The sequence below is a fragment of the Pantoea osteomyelitidis genome (assembly GCF_044342975.1).
Taxonomy (GTDB): Bacteria; Pseudomonadota; Gammaproteobacteria; order Enterobacterales; family Enterobacteriaceae; genus Pantoea; species Pantoea osteomyelitidis.
The window spans coordinates 108,502-133,163 of sequence record NZ_JBGFSN010000008.1 but is presented as its reverse complement, the minus strand read 5'-3'; the positions used below and the strand labels follow the sequence as shown (position 1 = coordinate 133,163).

The 24,662-nt window shown below is 55.0% G+C and carries 21 protein-coding genes; 7 read left to right on the top strand and 14 right to left on the bottom strand.

Annotated elements, in window-relative coordinates:
* Window positions 1–106: 106 nt before the first annotated feature.
* On the bottom strand, window positions 107–553 hold the full coding sequence (locus tag ABU178_RS17395; protein ID WP_397217236.1) for a helix-turn-helix domain-containing protein: 447 nt from the start codon (window positions 551–553) through the stop codon (window positions 107–109).
* Between the two features lie 223 nt (window positions 554–776).
* On the opposite strand from ABU178_RS17395, the gene ABU178_RS17390 reads away from it, so the two are divergent.
* Window positions 777–1,799: an alpha/beta fold hydrolase gene (locus ABU178_RS17390; RefSeq protein ID WP_397217234.1), complete on the top strand. Its 1,023-nt coding sequence runs from the start codon at window positions 777–779 to the stop codon at window positions 1,797–1,799.
* A gap of 36 nt (window positions 1,800–1,835) precedes the next feature.
* On the opposite strand, the gene ABU178_RS17385 is transcribed toward ABU178_RS17390, so the two are convergent.
* The 4 genes from ABU178_RS17385 to ABU178_RS17370 all read right to left on the bottom strand — a co-directional run bounded on the left by ABU178_RS17385 (window position 1,836) and on the right by ABU178_RS17370 (window position 7,447).
* Entirely contained in the window at window positions 1,836–2,804 is a 969-nt protein-coding gene (locus tag ABU178_RS17385; protein WP_397217232.1) for a sensor domain-containing diguanylate cyclase, read from the bottom strand.
* 102 nt (window positions 2,805–2,906) lie between these two features.
* Complete coding sequence (gene hemB, locus ABU178_RS17380) at window positions 2,907–3,884, bottom strand: porphobilinogen synthase (protein WP_397217230.1); 978 nt, start codon at window positions 3,882–3,884, stop codon at window positions 2,907–2,909.
* 139 nt (window positions 3,885–4,023) lie between these two features.
* Window positions 4,024–5,529, bottom strand: coding sequence for a glycine betaine/L-proline transporter ProP (gene proP / locus ABU178_RS17375; protein ID WP_397217228.1), 1,506 nt, complete (start codon window positions 5,527–5,529; stop codon window positions 4,024–4,026).
* Between the two features lie 322 nt (window positions 5,530–5,851).
* A complete protein-coding gene (locus ABU178_RS17370; RefSeq protein WP_397217226.1) occupies window positions 5,852–7,447 on the bottom strand; it encodes an EAL domain-containing protein in 1,596 nt (531 codons plus the stop codon).
* Window positions 7,448–7,686: 239 nt separating this feature from the next.
* Here ABU178_RS17370 and ABU178_RS17365 point away from each other — a divergent pair, with 239 nt between their 5' ends.
* Together ABU178_RS17365 and ABU178_RS17360 are read left to right on the top strand one after the other, a co-directional pair.
* Window positions 7,687–8,451 carry a class II aldolase/adducin family protein gene (locus ABU178_RS17365; RefSeq protein ID WP_397217224.1) on the top strand — a complete coding sequence of 255 codons (765 nt, stop codon included), beginning with the start codon at window positions 7,687–7,689 and terminating at the stop codon, window positions 8,449–8,451.
* An 11-nt stretch (window positions 8,452–8,462) separates the two neighbouring features.
* Entirely contained in the window at window positions 8,463–9,419 is a 957-nt protein-coding gene (locus tag ABU178_RS17360) for an ABC transporter substrate-binding protein (RefSeq protein ID WP_397217222.1), read from the top strand.
* Between the two features lie 16 nt (window positions 9,420–9,435).
* Here the strand turns inward: ABU178_RS17360 and ABU178_RS17355 are convergent, their stop codons facing one another.
* Both ABU178_RS17355 and ABU178_RS17350 read right to left on the bottom strand, forming a co-directional pair.
* Entirely contained in the window at window positions 9,436–10,482 is a 1,047-nt protein-coding gene (locus ABU178_RS17355; RefSeq protein WP_397217220.1) for an AI-2E family transporter, read from the bottom strand.
* A 315-nt stretch (window positions 10,483–10,797) separates the two neighbouring features.
* Window positions 10,798–11,613: a TIM barrel protein gene (locus ABU178_RS17350; protein ID WP_397217218.1), complete on the bottom strand. Its 816-nt coding sequence runs from the start codon at window positions 11,611–11,613 to the stop codon at window positions 10,798–10,800.
* A gap of 422 nt (window positions 11,614–12,035) precedes the next feature.
* Between ABU178_RS17350 and ABU178_RS17345 the strand changes: the two genes are divergently transcribed.
* Both ABU178_RS17345 and iolB read left to right on the top strand, forming a co-directional pair.
* On the top strand, window positions 12,036–13,541 hold the full coding sequence (locus tag ABU178_RS17345; RefSeq protein ID WP_397217216.1) for a CoA-acylating methylmalonate-semialdehyde dehydrogenase: 1,506 nt from the start codon (window positions 12,036–12,038) through the stop codon (window positions 13,539–13,541).
* 23 nt (window positions 13,542–13,564) lie between these two features.
* The gene (iolB, locus tag ABU178_RS17340; protein WP_397217214.1) at window positions 13,565–14,383 is read left to right on the top strand and encodes a 5-deoxy-glucuronate isomerase; all 819 of its coding nucleotides are present in this window, start codon (window positions 13,565–13,567) and stop codon (window positions 14,381–14,383) included.
* Between the two features lie 72 nt (window positions 14,384–14,455).
* Here the strand turns inward: iolB and ABU178_RS17335 are convergent, their stop codons facing one another.
* The 5 genes from ABU178_RS17335 to iolD form a co-directional block, all read right to left on the bottom strand.
* Window positions 14,456–15,310: a MurR/RpiR family transcriptional regulator gene (locus tag ABU178_RS17335; RefSeq protein ID WP_397217212.1), complete on the bottom strand. Its 855-nt coding sequence runs from the start codon at window positions 15,308–15,310 to the stop codon at window positions 14,456–14,458.
* A gap of 186 nt (window positions 15,311–15,496) precedes the next feature.
* Window positions 15,497–16,393 carry a myo-inosose-2 dehydratase gene (iolE, locus tag ABU178_RS17330; RefSeq protein WP_397217210.1) on the bottom strand — a complete coding sequence of 299 codons (897 nt, stop codon included), beginning with the start codon at window positions 16,391–16,393 and terminating at the stop codon, window positions 15,497–15,499.
* Between the two features lie 26 nt (window positions 16,394–16,419).
* Window positions 16,420–17,304: a sugar phosphate isomerase/epimerase family protein gene (locus tag ABU178_RS17325; RefSeq protein ID WP_397217208.1), complete on the bottom strand. Its 885-nt coding sequence runs from the start codon at window positions 17,302–17,304 to the stop codon at window positions 16,420–16,422.
* Between the two features lie 66 nt (window positions 17,305–17,370).
* Complete coding sequence (locus tag ABU178_RS17320) at window positions 17,371–18,384, bottom strand: Gfo/Idh/MocA family protein (protein ID WP_397217206.1); 1,014 nt, start codon at window positions 18,382–18,384, stop codon at window positions 17,371–17,373.
* Window positions 18,385–18,445: 61 nt separating this feature from the next.
* Complete coding sequence (gene iolD / locus ABU178_RS17315; protein ID WP_397217204.1) at window positions 18,446–20,386, bottom strand: 3D-(3,5/4)-trihydroxycyclohexane-1,2-dione acylhydrolase (decyclizing); 1,941 nt, start codon at window positions 20,384–20,386, stop codon at window positions 18,446–18,448.
* 482 nt (window positions 20,387–20,868) lie between these two features.
* Here iolD and ABU178_RS17310 point away from each other — a divergent pair, with 482 nt between their 5' ends.
* Window positions 20,869–22,791 carry a bifunctional 5-dehydro-2-deoxygluconokinase/5-dehydro-2-deoxyphosphogluconate aldolase gene (locus ABU178_RS17310; protein WP_397217202.1) on the top strand — a complete coding sequence of 641 codons (1,923 nt, stop codon included), beginning with the start codon at window positions 20,869–20,871 and terminating at the stop codon, window positions 22,789–22,791.
* A 50-nt stretch (window positions 22,792–22,841) separates the two neighbouring features.
* Here the strand turns inward: ABU178_RS17310 and ABU178_RS17305 are convergent, their stop codons facing one another.
* Together ABU178_RS17305 and ABU178_RS17300 are read right to left on the bottom strand one after the other, a co-directional pair.
* Window positions 22,842–23,399: a DcrB family lipoprotein gene (locus ABU178_RS17305; RefSeq protein ID WP_397217200.1), complete on the bottom strand. Its 558-nt coding sequence runs from the start codon at window positions 23,397–23,399 to the stop codon at window positions 22,842–22,844.
* Between the two features lie 112 nt (window positions 23,400–23,511).
* Window positions 23,512–24,177 (bottom strand): 7-cyano-7-deazaguanine/7-aminomethyl-7-deazaguanine transporter, encoded by a 666-nt coding sequence (locus ABU178_RS17300; RefSeq protein ID WP_397217198.1) that lies wholly within the window; start codon window positions 24,175–24,177, stop codon window positions 23,512–23,514.
* A 225-nt stretch (window positions 24,178–24,402) separates the two neighbouring features.
* Here ABU178_RS17300 and tusA point away from each other — a divergent pair, with 225 nt between their 5' ends.
* On the top strand, window positions 24,403–24,648 hold the full coding sequence (tusA, locus tag ABU178_RS17295) for a sulfurtransferase TusA (RefSeq protein ID WP_397217196.1): 246 nt from the start codon (window positions 24,403–24,405) through the stop codon (window positions 24,646–24,648).
* Window positions 24,649–24,662 lie beyond the last annotated feature (14 nt).

The window sequence follows — 24,662 nt, the reverse complement described above, 5'->3', positions numbered from 1 at the left end:
CCCTCCAACATAACGAACATTTTTCTTTGCTAACGCAAGGATATTATCAGCAATAAGCCGCTTCGCTATTTTTTCCTGATAAAATAAGCAGGTAAAAACAGAGTGATTAGTCGCCTCGCTTTTTTCGAGGGCGAAAAAGCGTTGTTTTCGCGGAGTGGCTTCTGCACAGCTTGCAGGGATCATCCTCCTCTTTTAACTGCTTCATCGCGACGTCAGAAAGCTTGCGCTTGCGGCAGTGGTAGGGCGTACAGCCCGTCACGCCTTTGAAAGAACGGGTAAAAGATTGCTGACTTTCGAAATGGAATCTGACCGCAAGGGTAATAATCGGCACCGGCGTGCTTTTCAGCGCTTTAATACAGGCGGCCAATTTTTTTTTGCGAATATAGCGTGCCAGAGATTCATGATGGTATTTGACAAACAGCTTTTGTAAATACCATTTTGAATAACCCGCCTTTTGCGCAATGTCATCAATGCTTAACCGATTCTCGAGATTGTTATTAATCCACAGGGTGACAGTATCGATCACGCCTTCATTGTATTTCTTCTCGTCCATACCACATCTCTTTTTTTGCCCGATGTAATAAGTTTAATCCGTCTTAATATTCTTAAAGGTAAACTTTTCTCTGTAAAACACGGGCAAAGGTAAAGCCGCTTCTCAGGTCAGCTTTTGCGGCTACGCTTGTGGAGTGAAATCTGCATCATGACACAAGACATCAATACGCAGGCTTAACGGGCATGCCACACTGTTCCCCCTTTATTAACAAGGAGAATCCCGGATGGGACCGACACATGCGTTGAAAAAATCGCTGGCCGTTTTAGTTACCTCTGTCGCGTTATTAAGCTGTGCGCCCACGCTGGCCGCCGTCTATGGCGAACAGCTGGAAGGCTTCCGGTATCCTTATCCGTTGCAGCACTTTAATTTTTCTTCCCAGCAGCAGTCTTTGAGCATGGGCTATATGGATGTAAAGCCGACGCAGAACGCGAATGGGCATACCGTGGTGCTGATGCACGGTAAAAACTTCTGCGGCGCCACCTGGGAAAGCACCATCAAAGCGCTGAGCAGCAGCGGCTATCGGGTTATTGCGCCGGATCAGATAGGATTTTGCTCCTCCAGCAAACCAGCCAGTTATCAGTACAGCTTCCAGCAGCTTGCCGATAACACCCACCAGCTTTTGCAGCATCTGGGCGTGAAAAAAGCCGTTATCATGGGCCACTCCACCGGCGGCATGCTGGCAACGCGTTACGCGCTGATGTTCCCGGCCGAAACCGAGAAGCTGGTGATGGTTAACCCTATTGGTCTTGAAGACTGGAAGGCGAAAGGCGCGCCGTGGCGCTCGGTGGACCAATGGTATCAGCGCGAGCTAAAGACCAGCGCGGAAGGGATCAAAAAATATGAGCAGCACACCTACTATGCCGGAAGCTGGAAGCCGGAATATGACAAATGGGTGGATATGCTGGCCGGGCTGAACAGCGGGCCGGGACACAAGAAGGTCGCCTGGAATTCGGCGCTGATCTACGACATGATCTTTACCCAGCCGGTTTACTATGAGTTTAAAGAGGTGAAGGTGCCAACCACGCTGATGATCGGCACCTCAGACACCACCGCCATCGGCAGCGATATCGCTTCGCCAGCGGTGAAGGCACAGCTGGGTAACTACAAGGTATTGGGCAAAGAGGCGGCGAAGCTTATCCCTGATGCGCATCTGATCGAGTTTCCCGGCATGGGCCATGCGCCACAGATGGAAGAGCCGGAGAAGTTTAACCGGACGCTGATTGACGATCTGGCAAAATCTCTCTGAAGCAAAGACAGGCAGAGTTAGCGCCCTGCCTGTCGCTTAGCCTGAACGTTTTTTCGCTTTTTTTGCGGCATACATCACGGCATCACTGCTTTCCAGCAGCTGTTCCAGCGTATGGGGGTCATGAGGATTAAACTCCACCACACCGGAGGAGAAGTCGAGCCTGTAACGGCGATTAAGATGCATTGCCTGCTGCTGCAAATAGTGTCTGAATGTCTGTAATTGCTCTTCTGCCTCATGCTGTTGCGAACCATTAAGCAGTACCACAAATTCATCGCCGCCCAGGCGGGCAAACAGGTCGGAATGGCGGAACGTGACCTTCATCGCATCGGCAAAATCCATCAGCGCCCGATCCCCTTCGCGATGACCCAGCACATCGTTAATCGCTTTAAACTTATCGAGATCGAGAAAGGTCAGGCTGGCAGATCGTTGTTTTAACAGGCATTCATTTAGTATCAGCTGACCCAGCGTCATAAAGCCGCGCCGGTTAGTGATTTGCGTCAGCTCGTCTGAGGTGGCGGCCTGGAAGGCAACCAGCTCCGCTTCGGCCATTGCCGCCAGGTCGCGTAGGGCGCTGATGTCATCCTGACTAAAGGTGCGAGGTTCGTGGGCGATCAGGCAGAGCGAACCGATACGCGCGCCACCGGGAGTATGCAGTGGACAGCCTGCATAGAACCGAATATACGGCTCTCCGGTGACCAGCGGGTTATCGTGAAAACGTTCATCTTTCAGCGCGTCCTCTATTACCAATACTTCATCCTGCAGAATGGTATGAGCGCAAAAGGAGATGTTGCGCGGCGAGCTTTTCACCTTGTAGCCGTCAGCAGATTTGAACCACTGATAATCTTTCTCTACCAGACTCACCAGAGAGATGGGCACGTTGAACAGGCGGCGTGCCAGACGCGTCAGGCGATCGAAGCGTTCTTCAGTGGGCGTATTGATAACATTAAGCGCGCGCAGCTCGGTTAAACGCTGCCGCTCATCAGAAGGAATAGCGGGTGCTTTCATCGCGAACCTTTTATGTAAACAGAAGAAGTAAGCGGATAATGCCTGAAGGGTGAAAAAAGCATCCTGCAGCTTTAGCATGGTAGCTACAGGATGGCGGGACGATTAGAGCACTTTTTGTTCTGCTAAATCCAGCGCGAAATAGCTGAAGATTAAATCTGCACCGGCACGCTTAATGGCGCCCAGGCTTTCCAGCACTACGTTGCGTTCGTCGATGGCGCCCGCCTGTGCGGCAAACTTGATCATCGCGTATTCGCCGCTGACCTGATAAGCCGCCAGCGGCAGCTCAGTGCGCTCGCGGATATCGCGCAGCACGTCAAGATAGGCGCCGGCCGGTTTAACCATCAGCGAATCCGCGCCTTCCGCCGCATCAATCAGCGACTCGCGAATCGCTTCGCGACGGTTCATCGGGTTCATCTGATAAGTTTTACGGTCGCCCTTCAACGCGGTGCCAGCGGCTTCACGGAACGGGCCGTAAAACGAAGAGGCGAACTTGGTGGAGTAGGACATGATGGCGGTATCGGTAAAGCCCGCCGCATCCAGCGCCTGACGGATCGCTTTCACCTGGCCGTCCATTGCTGCCGAAGGCGCAATGAAGTCCGCTCCGGCCTGCGCGGCAACCACCGCCTGCTTGCCAAGATTGATCAGGGTAGCGTCGTTATCCACGCCGTGGTCGCACAGCACGCCACAGTGGCCGTGCGAGGTATATTCGCAAAAACAGGTGTCGGACATCACGATCATCTCAGGCACGGTGTCCTTACAAATACGCGACATGCGCGCCACCAGACCGTTTTCGTTCCAGGCATCGCTGCCGGTCGCGTCGGTATGATGAGAAATACCGAAAGTCATCACCGAGCGGATACCCGCTTTGGCGATGCGCTCAATTTCGTACGCCAGACGCTTTTCCGGGATACGCATTACGCCCGGCATCGCTTCGATCGCTTTGTAATCGTCTACCCCTTCCTCAACGAAAATCGGCAAGGCCAGATCGTTCAGGCTCAGTGAGGTTTCCTGGAACATTTCGCGCATCGACGCGCTTTTACGCAGCCTTCTCGGGCGCTGGATAAGGGAAAAATCAGACATGGGAGCTTCACTAAACAGTATAAAAAAGTGCCGATAGTTTACCTCTTTTGGCGGGCGACAATGAAGGTTTGTGTGCTGCAACGGAATTTTTTTGCGGCTAAAAACTCCTCTCCCGCCGGGCGGCGGGAGAGGGCATAGACTACTCGTTAATGTCCGGGTGCTGCTGCACCAGATTCTTACGTTTCGCTTCCAGTTTAGCGATCTCTTCGTCGATATCTTCGATTTTCTGCTCGATGTTATCGTGATGCTCCTGCAGGATTTCTCGTGCTTCTGCAAGATCGGAAGCGGCTGGCGTCGCGCCCGACAGTGGCTTGTTGGCGGTCTCTTTCATATAAATACCGGTAACCAGACCAATAACGGCAACCACCATCAGATAGTACGCAGGCATATAGAGATTATTGGTCGCTTCTACCAGCCAGGCCGCTAAGGTCGGCGTCAGACCGGCAACCAGCACTGAAATGTTAAAAGCGCTGGCCAGCGCGCTGTAGCGAATATGCGTCGGGAACATGGCAGGCAGCGAAGAGGCCATCACGCCGGTAAAGGCGTTCAGGATTACCGCCAGCAGCAGCAGACCCGCGAAAATCAGCCCAATCACGCCGCTGTTGATCAGGATAAAGGCCGGAATCGCAAACACCAGCAGGGCGATACTGCCGAAGATAACGAAGGGACGACGGCCAAAGCGATCGCTGAGCATGCCCATTACCGGCTGCACAAACAGCATCCCGATCATAATGGCGATGATAATCAGCACGCCGTGATCTTCTGAGTAGTGCAGGTTATGGGAGAGGTAGCTCGGCATATAGGTGAGCAGCATGTAATAGGTGACGTTAGTCGAGATCACCAAACCGATACAGGCGAGCAGGCTCTTCCAGTGTTTACTGGCGATCTCTTTAAACGACACCTTCGGTCCGTCGCGCAGGCCTTCGCGATCGCCCTGTTCCAGTTTCTCCACATGCTGTTGAAACGCCGGGGTTTCTTCCAGCGCATGACGCAGATAAATACCAATAATGCCCAGCGGCAGCGCGAGGAAGAACGGCAGACGCCAGCCCCAGCTCATAAAGTTCTCTTCACCCACGATAGTGGAAATCAGTACCACCAAACCGGCACCAATCACAAAGCCCACTATGGAACCAAAATCGAGCCAGCTGCCCATAAAGCCGCGCTTACGGTCCGGTGAATATTCCGCCACGAAGATGGATGCCCCGGTATATTCCCCGCCTACCGAGAAGCCTTGCGCCATCTTGGCAATCAGCAACAGCACCGGCGCCCAGATCCCTATCGAAGCATAGGAGGGGATCAGCCCGATACAGAAGGTGCTCAGAGACATAATGACGATGGTAATAGAGAGGATTTTCTGGCGACCATATTTATCGCCAAGCATGCCGAAGAACAGACCGCCCAGCGGACGGATAAGAAATGGAACGGAAAAGGTGGCCAGCGCCGCGATCATCTGAAGGCCAGGCGAGGCATCCGGAAAAAAGACTTTACCCAACGCATAGGCAACAAAGCCATAAACACCGAAGTCAAACCACTCCATCGCGTTGCCCAGAGAGGCGGCGGTAATGGCCTTACGCAAACGGGCATCATCAATGATAGTGACATCATCCAGCCCGATGGGTTTTACACGCTTCCTACGTAATTTCATGAGGTTACCCTGTATCCGGAAAATGAAAGTCCTCAACGGCGCGAACCGATCTCATCGCTTCAGTCCGCGGCGTTGAGAAAATTAAAGCATAGCCTCGATCAACACAGATGATCGGCTACGCAACGCAATAATTAGTATTGAAATTATTGCTTCCCGCCACAGAGTATACCGTTTTTGTTTGATATTTGTCATATTTGGTTCGTTGTTGGGCCGTTTTGCCGATTAAATCACAGGTAATGACAAACCCGGCGTGCAGCATTTCGTACCGGAACAATGTCCGCTAAGAGGAGTAAAAACGGGGTTAACGGGAAGGAAGAACGAATCAGCTCAGTTTTTCTGTGGTACAGGGCGTATCCAGCGGCAGGCTGCCCTTCACCTTTAACCAGGCGAGCAGGGTATCGTTGTCCATGGGGTATGCATAATAGTAGCCCTGGATAAACACCGCGCCGCGATTTTTCAGGTACTGCAGCTGCAACGATGTCTCTACGCCTTCGCCCAGCACCTCCAGCGCCAGCTTATGACTGAGGTTGATAATGGCATCCAGTACCGGCGTTTCGCCATCCAGCCGCTCAATGGCGTTAATAAAGCCGCGATCGATTTTCAGGTAGTCGAGCGGGAAGGTTTGCAGATAAGAGAGCGAACAGTGTCCGGTGCCGAAATCGTCAATCGCCACCTTAATGCCCTGCTTACGTAGCTGCGCTAACTTGCGCGCAACGTCAGCGCCGTCCTGAATCAGACTGCGCTCGGTGAGTTCCAGCGTAATCAGGGGCTGGTGATGCTTCACCCTGTCGGCAAAAGCGAGGATATCGCTGACAAACTCCGCATGTTGCAGATGCGCCGCCGCCAGGTTGATGCCGAGATGGAAACCCGGTTCAACTTCCCACCTCTGCATATCTTCAGCAATCAGGTCCAGCAGATGGCGGGTAAGCGGCACAATCATCCCTTCCGCTTCCGCCGCGCTGATAAAGATATCCGGGCGGATCCACTCGCCGTTGGGCTGCTGCCAGCGCATCAAGGCTTCCACACCGGCGCAACGCTGGATGAGGGCGCCGTATACCGGCTGATAGTGCACGGAAAACTGGCGGCCAGCGATGGCGCGTCGTATCTCATCGCGCCACGAGATGCGACGCTGTACCCAGTTAGCGGTCAGGATCATGAGCAGGATGGAAAAGATGGCTGCCATCGGCATAAAGACAAAAAAGCCCTGGCGCCAGGCGCGCAGCATCTCGGAAGAGGGCGCCATCATGCTGAGCGTAATAGGGTAACGCGTTGACTGCGTATCATATTGCTGGCCTGAAAACAGGCGGCCTGGCCGCTCTTCCGCTTTGCCCGTCGCAATGGGCGCGCCGTTGTCAAAGCGCATCGAGAGCTGATAACCGTGAGATTCGCCGATGGCGTGCATAAAGTCTATCAGATACTGGCCGTCAATAATCGCCCAAAACCCTTCGCTGTCCGGCAGCTGACGCACAAAAATCACCGCCGGGCGTTCGGGCACCGCAGCCGTACCGGCAATGGAGAGGCTCCACCAGGCCTTGCCGGTGACAGGCGGTTGACGCCGTATCATCTGCGCCAGCGTGCCGGGGTTCAGGCCATAGGCGGAGGAGCAGCTCACGTTAGCGCCGTCCAGTTTGCCGATGGCGCGGAAATAGGCGTTGAGCGTGCCTGCGCGCTGTAGCTGGGTTTCAATGTCGGAACAGGGCTGATAGTGATACTGACGCAACGAGGTGATCATATTCCAGGCGCTGTCGCTCATTTTCTCCGCCTGGGAGAGCAATATAGTGGCAGCATTGATCTGCTGCTGACGCACGCTGTGGCGAGCCTCAAGAGCGGTGCAGATAAGACCGAATATCAGCGGCAGCAATCCGGCACTAACAATCAGCAGCCAGCCGTAGTCACGTTTTCGATGATGTGGCGGCACCACGTAGATCCTCTGAAAATTTATGCGCCAGCAAGGCGAAGCCGATCGGCCAGCGCAGCATGGTGTTTCTCCGGGCCGTGCAGAATAGCGATTTCATAACAAACAAAACTGACACAGGTCAATTATCGACCGCGTTTTGTATTTATTGACAATGTTTTGCTTTTTTTCGTATTTCCCGCCGGAAAAGAGGCTGTGTCACGATGCAGTGAACCCCTCTCAGGCACAGGTAAGGAACGAAAATGAGCACGGCAACCCTGAATATTTCGTCACTGCAACAGCGCATCAGCGATGCTGAATGGCAGACGCGCACTAAGTTGGCGCAAGCTTATCATCTGGCGGCAAAGCTGCGCTGGACAGATCATATCTATACCCATTTTTCCCTGCGCGTGCCGGGCGATCTGCCCCACTTCCTGATTAACGCCTATGGTCAGACGTTTGATGAGATCCAGCCGGAAACGCTGGTGAAAATTGATATCGACGGCAACATCATTGATGACCCAACCGGGCTGGGGATTAACCCGGCAGGCTTTGTGATCCACAGCGCTATTCATCGCGCCCGGCCCGATGCGCATGCGGTGATGCACACCCATACGGCGGCAGGCATGGGCGTAGCGGCGCAAAAACAGGGCCTGCTGATGATTTCCCAGCACAGCAGCCGCTTCCATCGCCGCGTCGGCTACCACGATTATGAAGGGATCGCGCTGGATCTTGACGAGCAGCAGCGCATCGTGGCGGATCTTGGCGAACTGAACGCGCTGATTTTGCGCAATCACGGTCTGTTAACCTGCGGCGGCGGCATTGAGGAGGCGTTTTACAATCTTTATTACCTGGAGCGCGCCTGTCAGGCGCAGCTTGCAGCGCAGTCGGGCGGGGCGGAACTGATTATCGTGCCGGACGAGGTGGCGGAAAAAGTGGCGCTGGCGTTTGAAAACGGCATACGTAACCAGAAATACCTGCTGCACTGGGATGCCTATATCCGTCAGCTGAACCGCAACGCACTCTGAGAGCGCCAATCATGAAACCACTTAAACCCATTGTGTCGGTACTGCTGCTGTGCGCGGCGTTTAGCGTCAAGGCCGCGCCGGATCTCTCCGCCGTTACGCTGGTGCTGGGCGATCAGGTGCGTAATCTGCGCTCGCTGGTGGAAGCCGCGGACGTGATGAAAGATGCGCCTTACCACTATCGCTGGGCCAACTTTCAGGGCGCCGCGCCGCTGTTTGAAGCACAGCGCGCCGGGGCCGTTGATACCTCTTACGCGGGCGATCTGCCGGTGCTGATGGCGGCGTCTGGCGGCGTGCCGCTGAAAATCATCGCCACCAACGTGGGCGATGCCAGCGCGAACGGCCTGGTGGTGCCTGCAAATTCGCCGCTGCAAAGCGTGAAGGATCTGGCGGGCAAGCAGGTAGTGGTCTCTTCGGCACGCGGTAGCATTTCCCAGCATCTGCTCTACGCCGCGCTGGAGGAAGCGCAGGTAAAGCGCGACAGCGTGCCGGTGCGTTTTGTACTGCCGACCGATGCCAGTGCCGCGTTTAATTCCGGTCAAATCGCCGCCTGGGCGACCTTTGATCCCTACCTCGGGATTGCGGAGCAGCACGGCGCGCGCCTGCTGCGCGACGGCAAAGGGCTGACTACCGCGCTCTCTTTTGTCACCGCCACTCAGGCATCGCTCGACGATCCGGCCAAACGCGCCGCCATTGCCGACTTTACCCACAGGCTGGTGAAAGCACGCGACTGGGCGCTGAAACATCCTGACGAGTACAATCAGGTTTATGCTCAGCTGACGCGCCTGTCGCCTGAAGATGCGCGTAAAATCACGGCGCGCATTTCCCATGGCATTCGCGCCGTGACGCCGGAGGATGTGGCGAAAGTACAGCGGGTAGCCGATCTCTTCAGTCAGTTGAAGATCTTACCGAACAAAGTGGATGTGCAGGCGATTACCGATAACAGCCTGTATACGGAAACCCACCCTTAAACGTTCTGCCGCCGCGTTAAATTTTGCGCGGCGGCGGTCGGCCGTTGCCCAGCATTATCGCCAGTCGGCTGCCGCCTGGCGTGGTTTCCATCAGGATTTTGCTGACGCTGGTGAGCGGCACCGAGAGCAGCATGCCGACCGGACCGAGCAGCCAGCCCCAGAAAATCAACGACAGGAACACCACCAGCGTCGACAGACCGAGGCCGCGCCCCATTAAGCGAGGCTCCAGCATATTGCCAAACACCATATGGATGGCGCTGAAGAGGGCGGCCAGCAGCAGCGCGTCGTAAACGCTGTTCAGCACCAGCGCCTGAATAAAAGGAGGAATGCCGGCGATAATCGGCCCGATATTGGGGATGAAATTCAGAATAAAGGCGACCACGCCCCAGAACAGCGCAAACTTCACATCCAGCAACAACAGCGACAGCCAGACCGTGACGCCGGTAATCAGGCTGATCAAGGTTTTCAGCGCCAGATAGTGCGTCACGCCTTTCAGCGCCCGGTGTAAGCCTGCGATATGAATTTGTGGATTCATCAGCGCGTTGCGCAGCTTATAAGGCAGATGGTGAACCTCAAACAGCATAAACACCACGGTGAGGATCAGCAGCACCACATTGGTCATGGCGCCGGAAAACTGAGTCAACAGCAGCGTCGCCATGTTCATCACCACATTCGGATCAAAATGCGCCGCCAGCGACTCGGTTGAAATATTCAGATTAAAGCCTGCCGCCAGATGCTGAATCACCTGTAGCTTTTGCTCCAGCAGGGTACGCAGCTGCGGATAGATAACTGAAAACTCGCTGACCGAACTGGCCAGCACCGCCACCAGCATCAGAATAACGATCATTATCACCGAAATCACCAGCGTGATCGCCAGGCCACGACGCACACCGCGTCGTCGCAGCATGGTCACCAGCGGATTAAGCACAATCGCCAGAAAGGTGGCGAGTAGAAAGGGCACCAGAATATCGGAAGCGGCGCGAATACCGGCCAGAATAATGACCAGCATCGCCATCTTCACCAACATATTCTGACCCATTTTTTGTTGCAGGGGTTCGCTCATACCCTCTCCTGATAATGAACCGGCACAGCAAAGTGTAGCTGAAGGCAAATTAACATCCTGATTTACAGAGCGAAAACAGAATAATTTTAGTGAGGCTGGCGCTTCAACAAATCCCGCGCAGCCAGCATCAATAACAGGCTGGTCAGCAGTGGATCTGTTAAAAGGCATAAGAAAGGGCGTAGATTGATGCACTCAGATGAAAATTTCAGTCAAACAGCCGTTAAGCAAAGAGTGAAAAAAGGGCCTCCAACCGAGGCCCGAAAAAGTGCAAAGACACAGATAAAATCGATGGAGGCCGTCGCCTCCGTATAAAGTTTAATCCTGCAACAGTGCAATACTGTGCCGAATCTCACGTTCAATGTCCGCCTCTGTCCAGCTCGCCAGCTGCGTTGCGAAGGGTTCAAAGGCGTAGATGCCTTTATAGCCCAGCATCTCCAGCCGTTTGACCTGCGCCACGCTGTTCAGCACATCGCTGTCGCTCAGCATAATGCGCTCTTCATCAGTGAGCTCTGCCGTAGGGCGCCTGTCTTCCACGCCGGACAGATGCACCAGCCCAATTTGGTTCACATCGATCTCTGCCGGAAACTCCTGCTCGGCATTTTCATACAGATGATGATGGAACGTATCGAGCAGCAGCTTAAACGGCACCTGCGCATCACGAATCAGCGATTGCGTCTGCACTGCCGAACGCAGCGAGCTGACCGGGAACCCCAGCGGCTCAACCAGCCCCTGAATGCCGTAACGTTCAAACAGCGGTGCCAGGGTTTGCATCGCCGCCAGCGTCTCATCAGAAGAGATCGCCACGCCTTCATTCAGCGGACACATCACCAGCGCTTTGGCACCAATGCGTTGGGCTTGCTGTAACAGCGCTTCCGCTTTTGCCAGCAAGGCTTCATCCGGGCGGTTAAAGGGGTAGAGGGCGTTAATGGTTACGATCTCTATTTCATATTTCTCTTTCAGCGCCAGCAGTTGGTCCGCGCTGAGATGGTCGGTGACCTTGCCGCCGGACATATCGTTACGCAGTTCCACTTTATTCAGGCCAAGACGCTGTACCAGCTGGAAAAAAGCGTCGAGGGAGAGCGTCGGGACAATTTTACGGTTGATACAGAAACGGGTGGGATCGATGGCCATGCTGTGCTCCTGCATAAAGAGGGTCTGGGATGGCTATAAAAGAACATTTATTTCATTGGCAGGGAATTATGAAATATAAATTATTCGATATGTCTCGCAAAAATTTCATTTTGCATGAGTAAAGTCGCTTTCAACCGCGCTGATTTTCCATGCCGTCCGGGTTTTTATCGGACCGGAACGCGAATGCTCAACCTGCGACATGACTGGCATCGGGCGTTTTACCTCAGATTTTTCAGCCGACCGCCAGGCTTGCAGAAAAAATGCGATCCATGCCGCTAAAAAGGAATTTTCCAAAAATAATTATTTGAAAAATTTATTCCATTGTAATAGCTTCAAAACACGCTTTTGGTTTTGCCTGGACAGGTGTCGTTTGAAAACACTGACTGCCTGCAGGGAACTTACACATTCAAAGAGGCAACAGCATGAACATCACAGGAAACTTTATCGGCGGTCAAACCACCTTCAGCGCCAGCAACGAAACGATCCCGGTTTACAATCCGGCAACTGGCTCCGTTGCGCGCGAACTCACGCAGTGTACGGCTGATGAAGTCGCCAACGCGATCGAAGTGGCGCATAACGCTTTTCCTGAATGGTCAAGAACCTCGCCGCTGCGCCGCGCGCGCGTGATGTTTAACTTCAAAGCGCTACTGGAGCAGCACCGCGATGAGCTGGCGGAGCTGATTGTTTCTGAGCATGGCAAAGTCTGGTCCGATGCGCTGGGCGAGCTGACCCGCGGTATGGAAGTGGTGGAGTTCGCCTGCGGTATTCCGCATCTCCTGAAAGGAGAGTATTCGCCTAATGTCGGCACCGGCGTTGACAGCTACTCGCTGATGCAGCCGCTGGGCGTGGTGGCGGGCATTACACCGTTCAACTTCCCGGCAATGGTGCCGATGTGGATGTTCCCTATCGCGCTGGCCTGCGGCAATACCTTTGTGCTCAAGCCGCCCGCGCTCGATCCTTCCGCCTCGGTGCGTATGGCTGAACTGCTGAGCGAAGCGGGCCTGCCGGACGGCGTGTTTAACGTGGTTCACTGCTCTAATGAAGATGCTGAGCAGCTTTATACCGATCCGCGCGTGCAGGCAGTGAGTTTTGTCGGTTCCTCCGGCGTGGCCGAGCATATTTATAAAACCGCCAGCGCGTACGGCAAACGCGTACAGGCGTTCGGCGCGGCGAAAAACCACGCCATCGTAATGCCGGATGCCGACCTCGACGCGACCGTGAACGCCATTATGGGCGGCGCCTATGGCTCAGCGGGCGAACGCTGCATGGCGCTGCCGGTCGTGGTCGCCGTGGGCGACGATACCGCCGATAAGCTGATCGCCAGCCTGACGCCGCTGGTGAAAGCACTGCGCGTGGGGCCGGGTATCAACAAGGGCGCGGAAGAGAATGAAATGGGTCCGGTGGTCTCCGCCGCGCACCAGAAAAAAGTATTAGGCTACATCGACAAAGGCGAGCAGGAAGGGGCGAAGCTGGTGGTTGATGGCCGCAATTTCCAGGTGCCGGGCTACGCTGAAGGTTATTACGTTGGCGGCACGCTGTTCGATAACGTGACTCCTGAGATGGTGATCTGGCGCGAAGAGATTTTTGGCCCGGTATTGAGCATTATGCGCGCCCCTGATTACGCCAGTGCGCTGGAGATCGTGAACAGTCATGAATTCGGCAACGGCAGCGCCATCTTTACCAGCAATGGCCATACCGCGCGCGATTTCGTTCAGGAAGTGCAGGCGGGCATGGTGGGCGTCAACGTCCCGGTACCGGTGCCGATGGCGTTCCATAGCTTCGGCGGCTGGAAGCGTTCGATATTCGGCGCGCTGAACGTACATGGCCCGGACGGCGTGCGTTTCTACACCCGCATGAAAACCGCCACGGCGCGCTGGCCGAGCGGTCAGCAAACGGTATCTGAGTTCAGCATGCCAACCCTGGGTTAAGTCGCTAACGGAGGAGGATCAGGATGTCTTTACTAGCCAAAGCAGAGCAGCCAGACAGCAGCGGTCGTATTCAGCACATCACGCCGGAAAGCGCTGGCTGGCGTTACGTTGGCTTTGATGCTTACCTGCTGAAGAAGGGGCAAACCCTGAATCTGGAGAGCGGCGACAAAGAGCTTTGCCTGGTGCTGATTGCAGGGCTGGCATCGGTAAAAACCTCGCAGGCGGAGTTTCCCCATATTGGTCAACGCATGTCGCCTTTCGAACGTACGCCGCCCTGGTCGGTTTATGTGCCGCACGGCGACAAAGTGGAACTCTTTGCCAAGAGCGATCTTGAGCTGGCGGTTTGCAGCGCGCCCAGCCAGGGAAATCTGCCGGCGCGCCTGATCGCGCCGGAGGATGTGGGCGTGGAGCAGCGTGGAAAAGGGCACAACAAGCGGCTGGTGCATAACATTCTGCCGGATGATAAACCGGCAGACAGCCTGCTGGTGGTGGAGGTTTATACCAACGAGGGGGATACCAGCTCTTATCCCAGCCACAAGCACGATCAGGAAAACGCGGAAAACGAAACCTATCTGGAGGAAACCTACTATCACCGTTTCAATCCGGAACAGGGTTTCGCTATGCAGCGCGTTTATACCGATGACCGCTCGCTCGACGTCTGTATGGCGCCCTACAACCGCGATGTGGTGACCGTGCCGCGCGGCTATCATCCGATGGCGACCATTGCCGGTTACGATAACTACTATCTCAACGTGATGGCGGGACCGGTTCGCCTGTGGAAATTTACCTGGGAGAAGGATCACGCCTGGGTGAACAGCGACAACTATCCGCGCACGAAGTAGACTCTGCGCATTAAAAAAGGCAGCCTGGCTGCCTTTTTTGTTGCCTGCGTACCGGCCTGAAGCCGGTAATCGTCAGGCTTCGGTCTGGGTTTGTTCGACGTTATTCAACGCCAGCGACACTGCCAGCGTCTGCGCCAGGCAGAGCGAGGCGACCTGTGAGCGAAAGCCGTCAACCTGCGCTTCCCGCACGACAAAGCAGACATCGCTGAAGGCGGCCAGCGGGCTGACCTGACTGTCGGTAATCGCAATCTGATGCGCCCCGCGCTTTGCCCCTAATTCCACCAGTTCCATCGCTTCGCGCGCATAGGGCGAGTAGCTGATAGCAATCACCACATCTTTCGGATTCACCATGCTGAGCTGTTCGGTAAACATGCCGCCCAGACCATCAATCAGAAAGGCGCGACGCTCCAGATGACGCAGAGCGTAAACCAGATAAGAGGCGACGCTGAACGAGCGGCGCAAACCGATTACATAGATATTTTCCGCCTCGCCGAGCAGTTTGACCGCCTTGTTGAGCTGGTCCGGGTTAATCTGCATCGCCAGTTGCTGCAGCGCCTGGCTGTTGACCATGGTGAAGACATTCAGGATCTCGGCCGGACTCTCGGGTGAGGTGGTACTGTCGTCGGTCGCGGTTTGGCGGAACAGGCGCGCACGTTCGGTGTAGTTCACCGTCTCTTCCATCAGGTGCTGACGGAAAACCTGTTTCATTTCGTTGAAACCGCTGAAGCCAAAGGCGTTAGCGAAGCGAATCAGCGTAGATGGCGGCACGTCAGCCTGTTGGGCAATAGACGCCACGGTATCAAATGCGATGCTGTTACTGTTATCAAGAATATAACGAGCCACCTGTTTAAGCCGCTTGCTCAGCGTTTCATAGCGGCGACGGATATCGTCCTGCAACAAGGAGAGTTGGGTTGGATTATTGGTCATTACAGCGGCCCGTTAAAAGAGAATCTGACTGGATTATGAACGCTATAGTACCAGATGGATGGAAAATTTCATTCGTTTGCGTATTTCGTGAGCTTTATTTCATTGGTTTATGAAATGCCTCACAGAATAAGCGGATAATGCCCGGACCGATCCGGGCCGGGCTGAAACGTTGACGCTTTTTTCCCGCTATATCCCTGTATTTTCGCGAATATATTTCCGTGCCTTTACCGCATACTCAAAGGGATTCGCCAGCGCCGGATCCTGTTCCGCTTCCACCACCATCCAGCCCTGATAGCCGTACTCATCAAGTAGTTTAAACACCGGCTTAAAGTCGATCACCCCGTCGCCCGGCACGGTAAAAGTGCCTTTTTTCACCCCATCCAGGAACGAAAGCTTCTGCGCTCTTACCTCAGCAACCACCTCGTCACGCACATCTTTCAAATGCACATGGGGAATGCGCGGCAGATATTTTTCCAGCACCGCCAGCATCTTCTCCTGCGAGCCTTCCGAATAGTAAGCGTGGCCGGTATCGTAGAGCAGGCCGACGCGCTCATCGGTCAGCGCCATAAAGCGATCGATCTCTTCGCTGGTCTGAATCGCGGTGCCCATATGGTGATGCAGGCAAACACGCATCCCTTTCTCCGCCGCAATCTGCGCCAGCTGGTTATAGCCTTCAGCGGTCAGACGCCACTCTTCGTCGCTAAAAATGGGCTTCTCTTCCAACACCGCCAGCGTGGTACCCTGAATGCTTTTGCTCTGCTCGGAACAGCCAATCACCCGCGCGCCCATGGCATGCAGGAAATTCATATGATTGACGAACTCATCAATGGTTTTCGCCTTCTCGCCGTTGGCGAAAAAGGTGCTGAACCAGGCGTTGCAAATTTCCAGGCCGCGAATCTCCAGCATCGGCTTCAGCACGGCAGGATCGCGCGGATATTTACTGCCCACTTCGCTGCCGCTAAAGCCTGCCAGCGCCATTTCACTTACCGTCTGCTGAAAAGTATTTTCACTGCCCAGCTCCGGCATATCGTCGTTGGTCCAGCCGATCGGCGCGATCGCCAGTTTTACATTTTGCTTATTCATCGTTTTATCCTGACAGGTAACGAAGATTATTTGCCCAATAACTCGCGCTCGATCAGCTCGCGGGTTTCCACTGCCTGATACTTCATTTTTTCCGGATAGCCAAACAGTGAAGAGGCGATAATCGACTCACCGCCCACTTTGAAGGTGCGATTGGCAAAATCCATCTCGCGCAGGGTTGTAAACAGCGTGTCGAAATCGACTTCCCCTTCGCCTACGCCGACGTGCTGATGGATAGTGGCATCCACGCCCGGCGGGTTAACGATATAGCGGCAGTTTCGGGTGTGGTTCATGGTATCGGCGATCAGCACATGGGAAAGGTCGTCGCCGGCATACTCCAGCATGCTTTTCACGTCGCCTTTGCCCTTGTCATAAAAAAAGGTATGCGGCACGCTGTAGAGGTATTTCACATTCTCGCTGCGGAACGATTTCACCATATCAGCGGTTTCGTTATTCTCTTCGCAGAAATCCCACGGATGCGACTGAATTTCAATGCGAATGCCTTCACGTTCAACGATCGGCAGCAGTTCTTCCATTGAGCGATAAAACATCTCTTCGCAAATTTCCGGCTCGTTTGGCGTGCCGGAGAGTTCGGTATTGATCACCGGCACGCCCATCTCTACTGCGATCTCAATCATACGCTTCCAGTTTTTCACCGCGGCCTGACGACGCATCTCGTCCGGGCCGGACCAGCGATAAACCACGATAAATGAGGAGATCTCCAGTCCGGTAGAACGCAGCGCATTCTTATATTCGGTCACGACTTCCCGGCTGGCTTTAGGATGCTTGTAGAACGGGTTGATCTGCGGATGTGGCGACTGCTCGATGTACTTGTATCCCCACTCGGCCACCTGATGCACCATGCGGGTAATCCCCATATCTTTAATAACATCCACGTCAAAGGCGATTTTCATCTTTATCTCCCTGCTATTCCGGTGCATTGAGTCGGCCGTCCCGCTCGGATCAGAACGGCCTGCGGCTTATTTGTCGTAAAAAGCGGGGCGCGACGGCATCTCTACAGATTCAATAGCGCCGCTTTTCTGCGCCTTCAGGCAGGCGTCGGCGGCCACTGAAGCGGCAAAGCCATCCCACGCTGAAGGACCGCTCAACTGACCCGATTGCACGTCGTTGATAAAGGCTTGCAGCTCCACGTCGTAAGCATCAATAAAGCGATCCTTCCAGTCGGTGAGAATAGTGGTGGCGAGCTTCGCCTCTTTGCGCATCTGTACGGAAGCAGGCTCCGGCAGCCGGGCGATGCCGGTTTCGCCCACCACTTCACACTGAATGTCGTAGCCGTAAGCGCAGTTAACAAAGATTTCCACATCGATGCGGATCCCTTTCTGCGTTTCGAACAGCACGATTTGCGGATCTTTCAGCTGCGCATGGGATTTCGAGGTAACGCGCGGGAACACCACCTGTACCGACTTATAGTCATCGCTGGTCAGCCAGCGCAGCACGTCCAGCTCGTGGATCAGGGTATTGGTGATCGCCATGTCAGTGGTGTAATTTTCGCCTACCGTCGGGTTACGGTGCGCGCAGTGCAGCATCAGCGGTTCGCCGATTTCACCCTCGACAATCACCTTTTTCAGCGCACGATAACCGGCATCGTAAGGACGCATAAAGCCGACCTGCACCAGACGTTTGCCCTGTGCCATCTCCGCATCCACAACGCGGCGACATCCCTCGGCGCTCAGCGCCAGCGGCTTTTCACAGAAAACCGGCTTGCCAGCCGCAATGGCCGCGAGCGTAAACTCTTCGTGTGTGGGATCCCAGGAAGTGACGAGGATGGCGTCCACGTCGGGGGAACTCACCACCTGATGACCATCCTGATACACTTCCGCTTCAATATTCAGACGTTGCAGCGCCGCGCGTGCGCCCTCCACGTTGATGTCAGAAACGGCAACCACCTTCGCGCCCTGCAGCACATGGCTGCAGCGACGGATATGTTCCTGACCTATTGCGCCAGTACCGATAACGCCAAGTTTCAGAGTCATAATTACACCTGTAGGGTTCGGGTAAGATAATCGTCGGGCCGGTTGTCCGGCCCCGAGGTCATTAGTATTTGCGCGCCTGATCAAGATGGGCGTTGAGTTTCTCTGCCACGGCCTGGATGCGATCGGAGTTGGACGTTTGCGCTGCGCCCACATGCCACCAGCTGAAATATTTGTGCACCATGGTTTTGGGCAGCACTTTGATGTCAATCAGCGTAGAAACCGTCTGGCTGCGCGCATCTTCCAGCGCGGCCTTCAGCTCATCCAGCGTAGTGACGCGGTAGGTTTTACAGCCGTAACCGGCGGCGATGGCAGCAAAATCCACCGGCACAAAGCCGCCGTCCAGCTTGCCGCTTTCCGCGTTGCGGAAACGAAACTCGGTGGTGAAACTATTCATACCGTGTTCCATTTGCAGGTTATTGATACAGCCGTTGGTCATGTTGTCGAACAGCACCACGTTGATTTTGGCGCCTTCCTGGATCGACGTGACCAGCTCGGAGTGCAGCATCATAAAGGAGCCGTCGCCCAGCAGCACATAGACCTCGCGCTGCGGCTGCGCCAGCTTGACGCCCAGCGCCGCATTCACCTCATAACCCATGCAGGAGTAGCCATACTCAACGTGGTAACTGTTGTAATCTTTGGTGCGCCAGACGCGTTGCAGATCGCCCGGCAGGCTACCTGCGGCCGCGACAATCACCGCATCCTTTGGGAGCTGCTCATTTAACGTACCCAGCACGCTGCTTTGCGTCAGGAAGGATTGGGTCAGGCGATTGAATTCCGCAAAAACCGCTTCACGGTCAAGATGATCATCAATTTCCGGGATAAAACCGTCGCCGGTATACGCTGCCTGATAAACGCGCTGCGTCTCTTTTAACAGCTTGCTTTGCGCCTGCTCGATCTGGTTGCCCCACTGGCTCTCATAGCCCTGAGCCGCCAGACGGCCATCCAGCGCAGTCAAACCTTCACGCGCATCCGCCAGCAGCTGCACGCCGTCCAGCTTGTAGCTGTCGAAATTGCTGACGTTGATATTGAGATAGCTGACCTCTGGATGCTGAAAAATCCACTTCGAGGCGGTGGTAAAATCGGTATAGCGGGTGCCGACGCCAATCACCAGATCGGCCTCTTTCGCCAGCAGGTTCGCCGCCAGGCAGCCAGTTTCGCCGACGCCGCCGACGTTCAGCGGATGGTCGGAGAGAAGGGTGCCTTTGCCCGCCTGGGTTTCGGCAAAGGGAATATTGTAGCGTTCGGCAAACTGCAACAGCGCGTCGCCTGCTGCGGAATATTTCACCCCGCCGCCGCAGACGATAAGCGGTTTACGCTTAGTGGCGAGCAGCTGAAGCGCATCCTCCAGCTGGGCGACCGTCGGCAAGCGGCGATCGAGGCGATGGACGCGTTTCTGAAAGAAATATTCCGGGAAATCCCAGGCTTCGCCCTGGACATCTTGCGGCAGAGCCAGCGTCACCGCGCCGGTTTCCGCCGGATCGGTCAGCACGCGCAGGGCGTTAATGCAGGCGGTCATCAGCTGCTCCGGACGACTGACGCGATCCCAGTATTTGCTCACCGCCCGGAAGGCGTCGTTAGTGCTGAGGCTGAGATCGTGGCTCTGCTCAATCTGTTGCAGAACCGGATCGGGCTGGCGGGTGGCGAATACATCACCCGGCAGCAGCAGTAAAGGAATGCGGTTGGCGGTGGCGGTAGCTGCGGCGGTGATCATATTTGCCGCGCCCGGCCCAACCGATGAGGTGCAGGCGATAATCTGTCGGCGCAGCGACTGTTTGGCGAAACCGATCGCGGCATGGGCCATGCCCTGTTCGTTACGCCCCTGATGCACCACCAGATCGCCGCGATCCTGTTCCAGCGCCTGACCCAGGCCGAGCACGTTGCCGTGACCGAAGATAGCGAAGATCCCTTTCACAAATTTCGTCTCAACGCCGTCAACGTTCAGGTACTGATTATCAAGGAATTTTACCAGGGCCTGCGCCGTGGTTAATCTGATTGTGCCCATATGCTCATCCTTTACATGCTGGTACCCGGTAAGCAGGTACGACGCGGGTGGCGGGTGCTGCGCGGACAGAAGATGCCACCGCAAATAAGTGAAACGTGAGGCGATTATAAACAAATATTTTTTCCATAAAATACAACTACAGAAGAAACATTTCATTTTGCGAGTGAGATCAAATTTAACGATGGCGCATGCCTTTTTACACCGGATGGCGGGTAATAAATGAAACGGCAACAAGGCATTAACGACCTTTAAAGAAATTTCATTCTGCTTCAACGGGTTCCCTGGTTTGATAAAGTCAAAATGCGAGGCTGCTCACAGCGTTGATGAGCAGGCAAAGCGCGCTACGCCTTTAACCCGCTTAATCGCCCGGCTGAGACTTTTACCTGGTTCACAGAATTGAGGTGGACATTTCATTTCATATTGAGTTTGGAATGTTTGTTCCTCATACTGGCTTTATAGTCAACCAGAAGGAAACCACAGGTATGAGTACACAACAGAAGCGGCTCGATGTGATTTGTATCGGGCGCATCGCCGTTGATTTCTACGGTCAGCAAATTGGCGCACGTCTGGAAGACACCAGCACTTTTGCAAAGTATCTGGGCGGCTCGTCCGGCAACGTGGCTTACGGCACGGCGATTCAGGGGTTGAAATCAGCGATGCTGGCGCGTGTGGGTGATGAGCATAATGGCCGCTTTCTGCGTGAAGAGTTGCAGCGTGTCGGCTGCAATACCGATGGGCTGATTACCGATAAAAACCGCCTGACCGGGCTGGTGATCCTCGGGATTAAAGATGAGGATACGTTCCCGCTGATTTTCTATCGTGATAACTGCGCGGATATGGGACTGGTGCCGGAGGATATCGACGAAGCCTTTATTACCTCTTCTCGCGCCGTGGCGGTAACCGGTACCCATCTCTCCCATCCGGAAACCCGTGCGGCGGTGTTAAAAGCGCTGGATATTGCCAAAAGCAACGGCTTGCGTACCGCGCTGGATATCGATTACCGGCCGGTGCTCTGGGGATTAACCTCGCTGGGCGACGGTGAAACGCGTTTCATTGAGTCGCAGCAGGTCACGCAACAGCTACAGGAAGTGGCGCACTATTTCGATCTGATCGTCGGGACGGAAGAAGAGTTTCATATCGCCGGCGGTAGCACCGATACGCTGACCGCGTTGAAAAATGTGCGTCAGGCCAGCCAGGCGACGCTGGTGTGCAAACGCGGTCCGCTCGGCTGCGTGGTGTTCGAAAATGCGATCCCGGATAGCTGGGAAGAGACCCGACTACATAGCGGCGTACGCGTGGAAGTGCTGAATGTGCTGGGCGCAGGCGATGCGTTTATGTCCGGCCTGCTGCGCGGCTGGCTCAATGATGAAGGCTGGGAGCAGGCCTGCCGTTACGCCAACGCCTGTGGCGCGCTGGTGGTTTCGCGCCACGGCTGCGCGCCAGCGATGCCAACCAAACAGGAGCTGGATGATTTCCTCAGCCGCGATCGTGACGTGAAGCGTCCCGATCGGGATACGCGTCTGAACCATCTGCATCGTGTCACGACACGTAAGCAGCAGTGGCCGGAACTTTGCGTGTTCGCTTTTGATCACCGTAAGCAGCTGGCGGATATGGCGCACGAGGCGGGGGTAAATGAGAGCAAGATTCCACAGCTCAAGCTGCTGCTGCTGAAGGCGGCGGAAGAGGCGGCTCAGGAGGCAGGCCTGGAAAACAAAAGCGGCATCCTGGCCGATACCACTTATGGTCAGCGCGCGCTTAACGCCATCACAGGCAAAGGCTGGTGGATAGGCCGTCCGATTGAATTACCCGGCTCCCGGCCGCTGCGTCTTGAACACGGCAACATCGGCTCGCAGCTTATCGACTGGCCGCAGGAGCAGGTGGTGAAATGTCTGGTGTTCTACCATCCGCACGACAGCGCCGAACTGCGTAAAGCGCAGGATGAGCTGGTGCTGGACGTCTGGCGCGGCTGCAACAAGAGCGGCCATGAGTTGCTGCTGGAGGTGATCCTGCCAGAGAGCAATCCGGATCATCAGGAGTCTTATTATCTGGATATTCTGAGCCACTTTTACAGCCTGGGCATTCAGCCTGACTGGTGGAAACTGCCGCCGCTCTCAGCCGCGAGCTGGCAGGCGATCGGCGGTCTGATTGAACAGCAGGATGCATACTGTCGCGGCATTCTTCTGCTTGGCCTTGATGCGCCGGAAGAGAAGCTCAAGGCGGGCTTTGCTGCTGCCGCTCAGGCACCGTGGGTAAAGGGCTTTGCCGTGGGCCGCACCATCTTCGGACAGCCGTCACGCCAGTGGCTACAGGGCGAGCTGGACGACCGGGCATTGATTGAGCAGGTGAAGAGTAACTATTTGCAGTTGATTGCCTACTGGCGCGCAGCGCGGGCGGGAGTCGCCTGACAACCAGGGGTCGGCGGGGCGAAGCCCGCCAGCCCCCTGGGTTCAACACATTACTTCAGCATAATCGTCTTCACGATATTATCCGCATCGCTCTGCGCCTGCTGCTGGTTTTCCGCGGGCAGGGTGATCTGCATCGTCAGTAATTTGCCGTCAACTTTCGCCAGAATCACCGTTGACCATGAGGTCTGATTATTGGCGGAAATCACCGTATCAAGCTGCTGAGCTGGCTGATCTTTCAGCGTTACCGCTTTATTCGAGACGACTTGCAACTGCGGGTCGCGGTTGCGCTGCTGCTGCTCTAAACGTTGAGAGAGTACATCCAGCGACTCGTTGGTGGTATCGCCTTCGATAACGATAATGGCGCTTTGGCCGCTTTCGTTGGCATAAACATGCATATTGGTCGACTGCGAACCGATTTTACCGCTCTTGTCAGACATGCCGCCCGGCAGCGAAAAACTCAGCTTGCCATCCATCAGCGTCACGGTTTGCGCGGACTGGCTGGCGCTGACGCCATTGTCATCCTTCGCCGCGTCTTCTTTCTTCTGGTCGCAGGCAGCAAGTCCCAGCACCAGTAAACCAATACCGACATACTTTACTAAATTACGCATTTTCATCCCTTTTCTTGTGTCCAGGCAGCCATTGATACAATCCTCAGTCAGCAAAAGCAACCTGAGGATTGTCAGCAGATCTTAGCGGTCTGCCGGGCTTTGCTCCATAGGATTAGCCGAAATTTAACTGGCTACGGCGGGAACGCTCCGCAAGGCGCTTCAGGGCCGCATTCAGCAACACGCCGTAGGCGGGCAGGAAGAAAACCATGCAGATAAGCACTTTGAAGCTGTAATCCACCAGTGCGATTTCTACCCAGTGCTGCGCCATAAAGGGATCCGGGCTTTTATAGAAGGCGATGAAGAAGAAGGCCAGGGTATCGCTGATATTGCCGAGGAACATCGCCGCCGCTGGCGCAGCCCACCACTGCGGCAGCTGACGCAGGCGGTTAAACACATGCACATCCAGTATCTGCCCAAGGGCATAGGCCATAAAGCTGGCGCAGGCGATACGCGCCACAAACAGGTTCACCTCTTTCAGCGCGGCCCAGCCCTGCCATTCTCCCTGATAAAAGACGCAGGAAACCGCATAAGAGATAAACAATGCCGGAAGCATCACCGCCAGAATAATACGACGCGCCAGCGGTGCGCCGAAGATACGCACGGTCAGGTCGGTGGCGAGAAAAATAAAGGGAAAGCTGAAGGCGCCCCAGGTGGTGTTAAAACCAAAAATGGCGATCGGTAGCTGAACCAGATAGTTACTGGAAGTGATCACCAGCAGGTGAAACAAAGCGAGCCAGAACAGCGCGTGCATGCGCTGACGCGGAGAAAAATTAATCATATTTAGCCTTTTTAGTTTTGGGGTGAGGGAACCCATTGCAGCCCTGCAAACGCTCAGATTGCTGAAACGTATGGCGCGGTTGCGGTTAAACTTAGAGAAAATCGGGCGGCATCTTACCGTTTTACACTATTTATGCAATGGTTAATTTTAACGCAATCGTTATCGCCTTGCGCCGCCAATTCAGCGCGTTAGAATGGCCGCCTGCAACTGAAATCAGAGACTATTATGAGCGATCGCTTTGCTAATCCCGATCAAACCCTGGATGCCCTTGGGCTACGCTGCCCGGAGCCGGTAATGATGGTGCGTAAAACCGTCCGTCATATGGCGGATGGCGAAACGTTGCTGATTATCGCCGACGATCCCGCCACCACGCGTGATATTCCCGGCTTTTGCCGCTTTATGGAACATACGCTGTTGATGCAGGAAACGGATGCGCTGCCGTATAAATTTTTAATTAAGAAAGGATTGTAACTGCGCGACGGCTA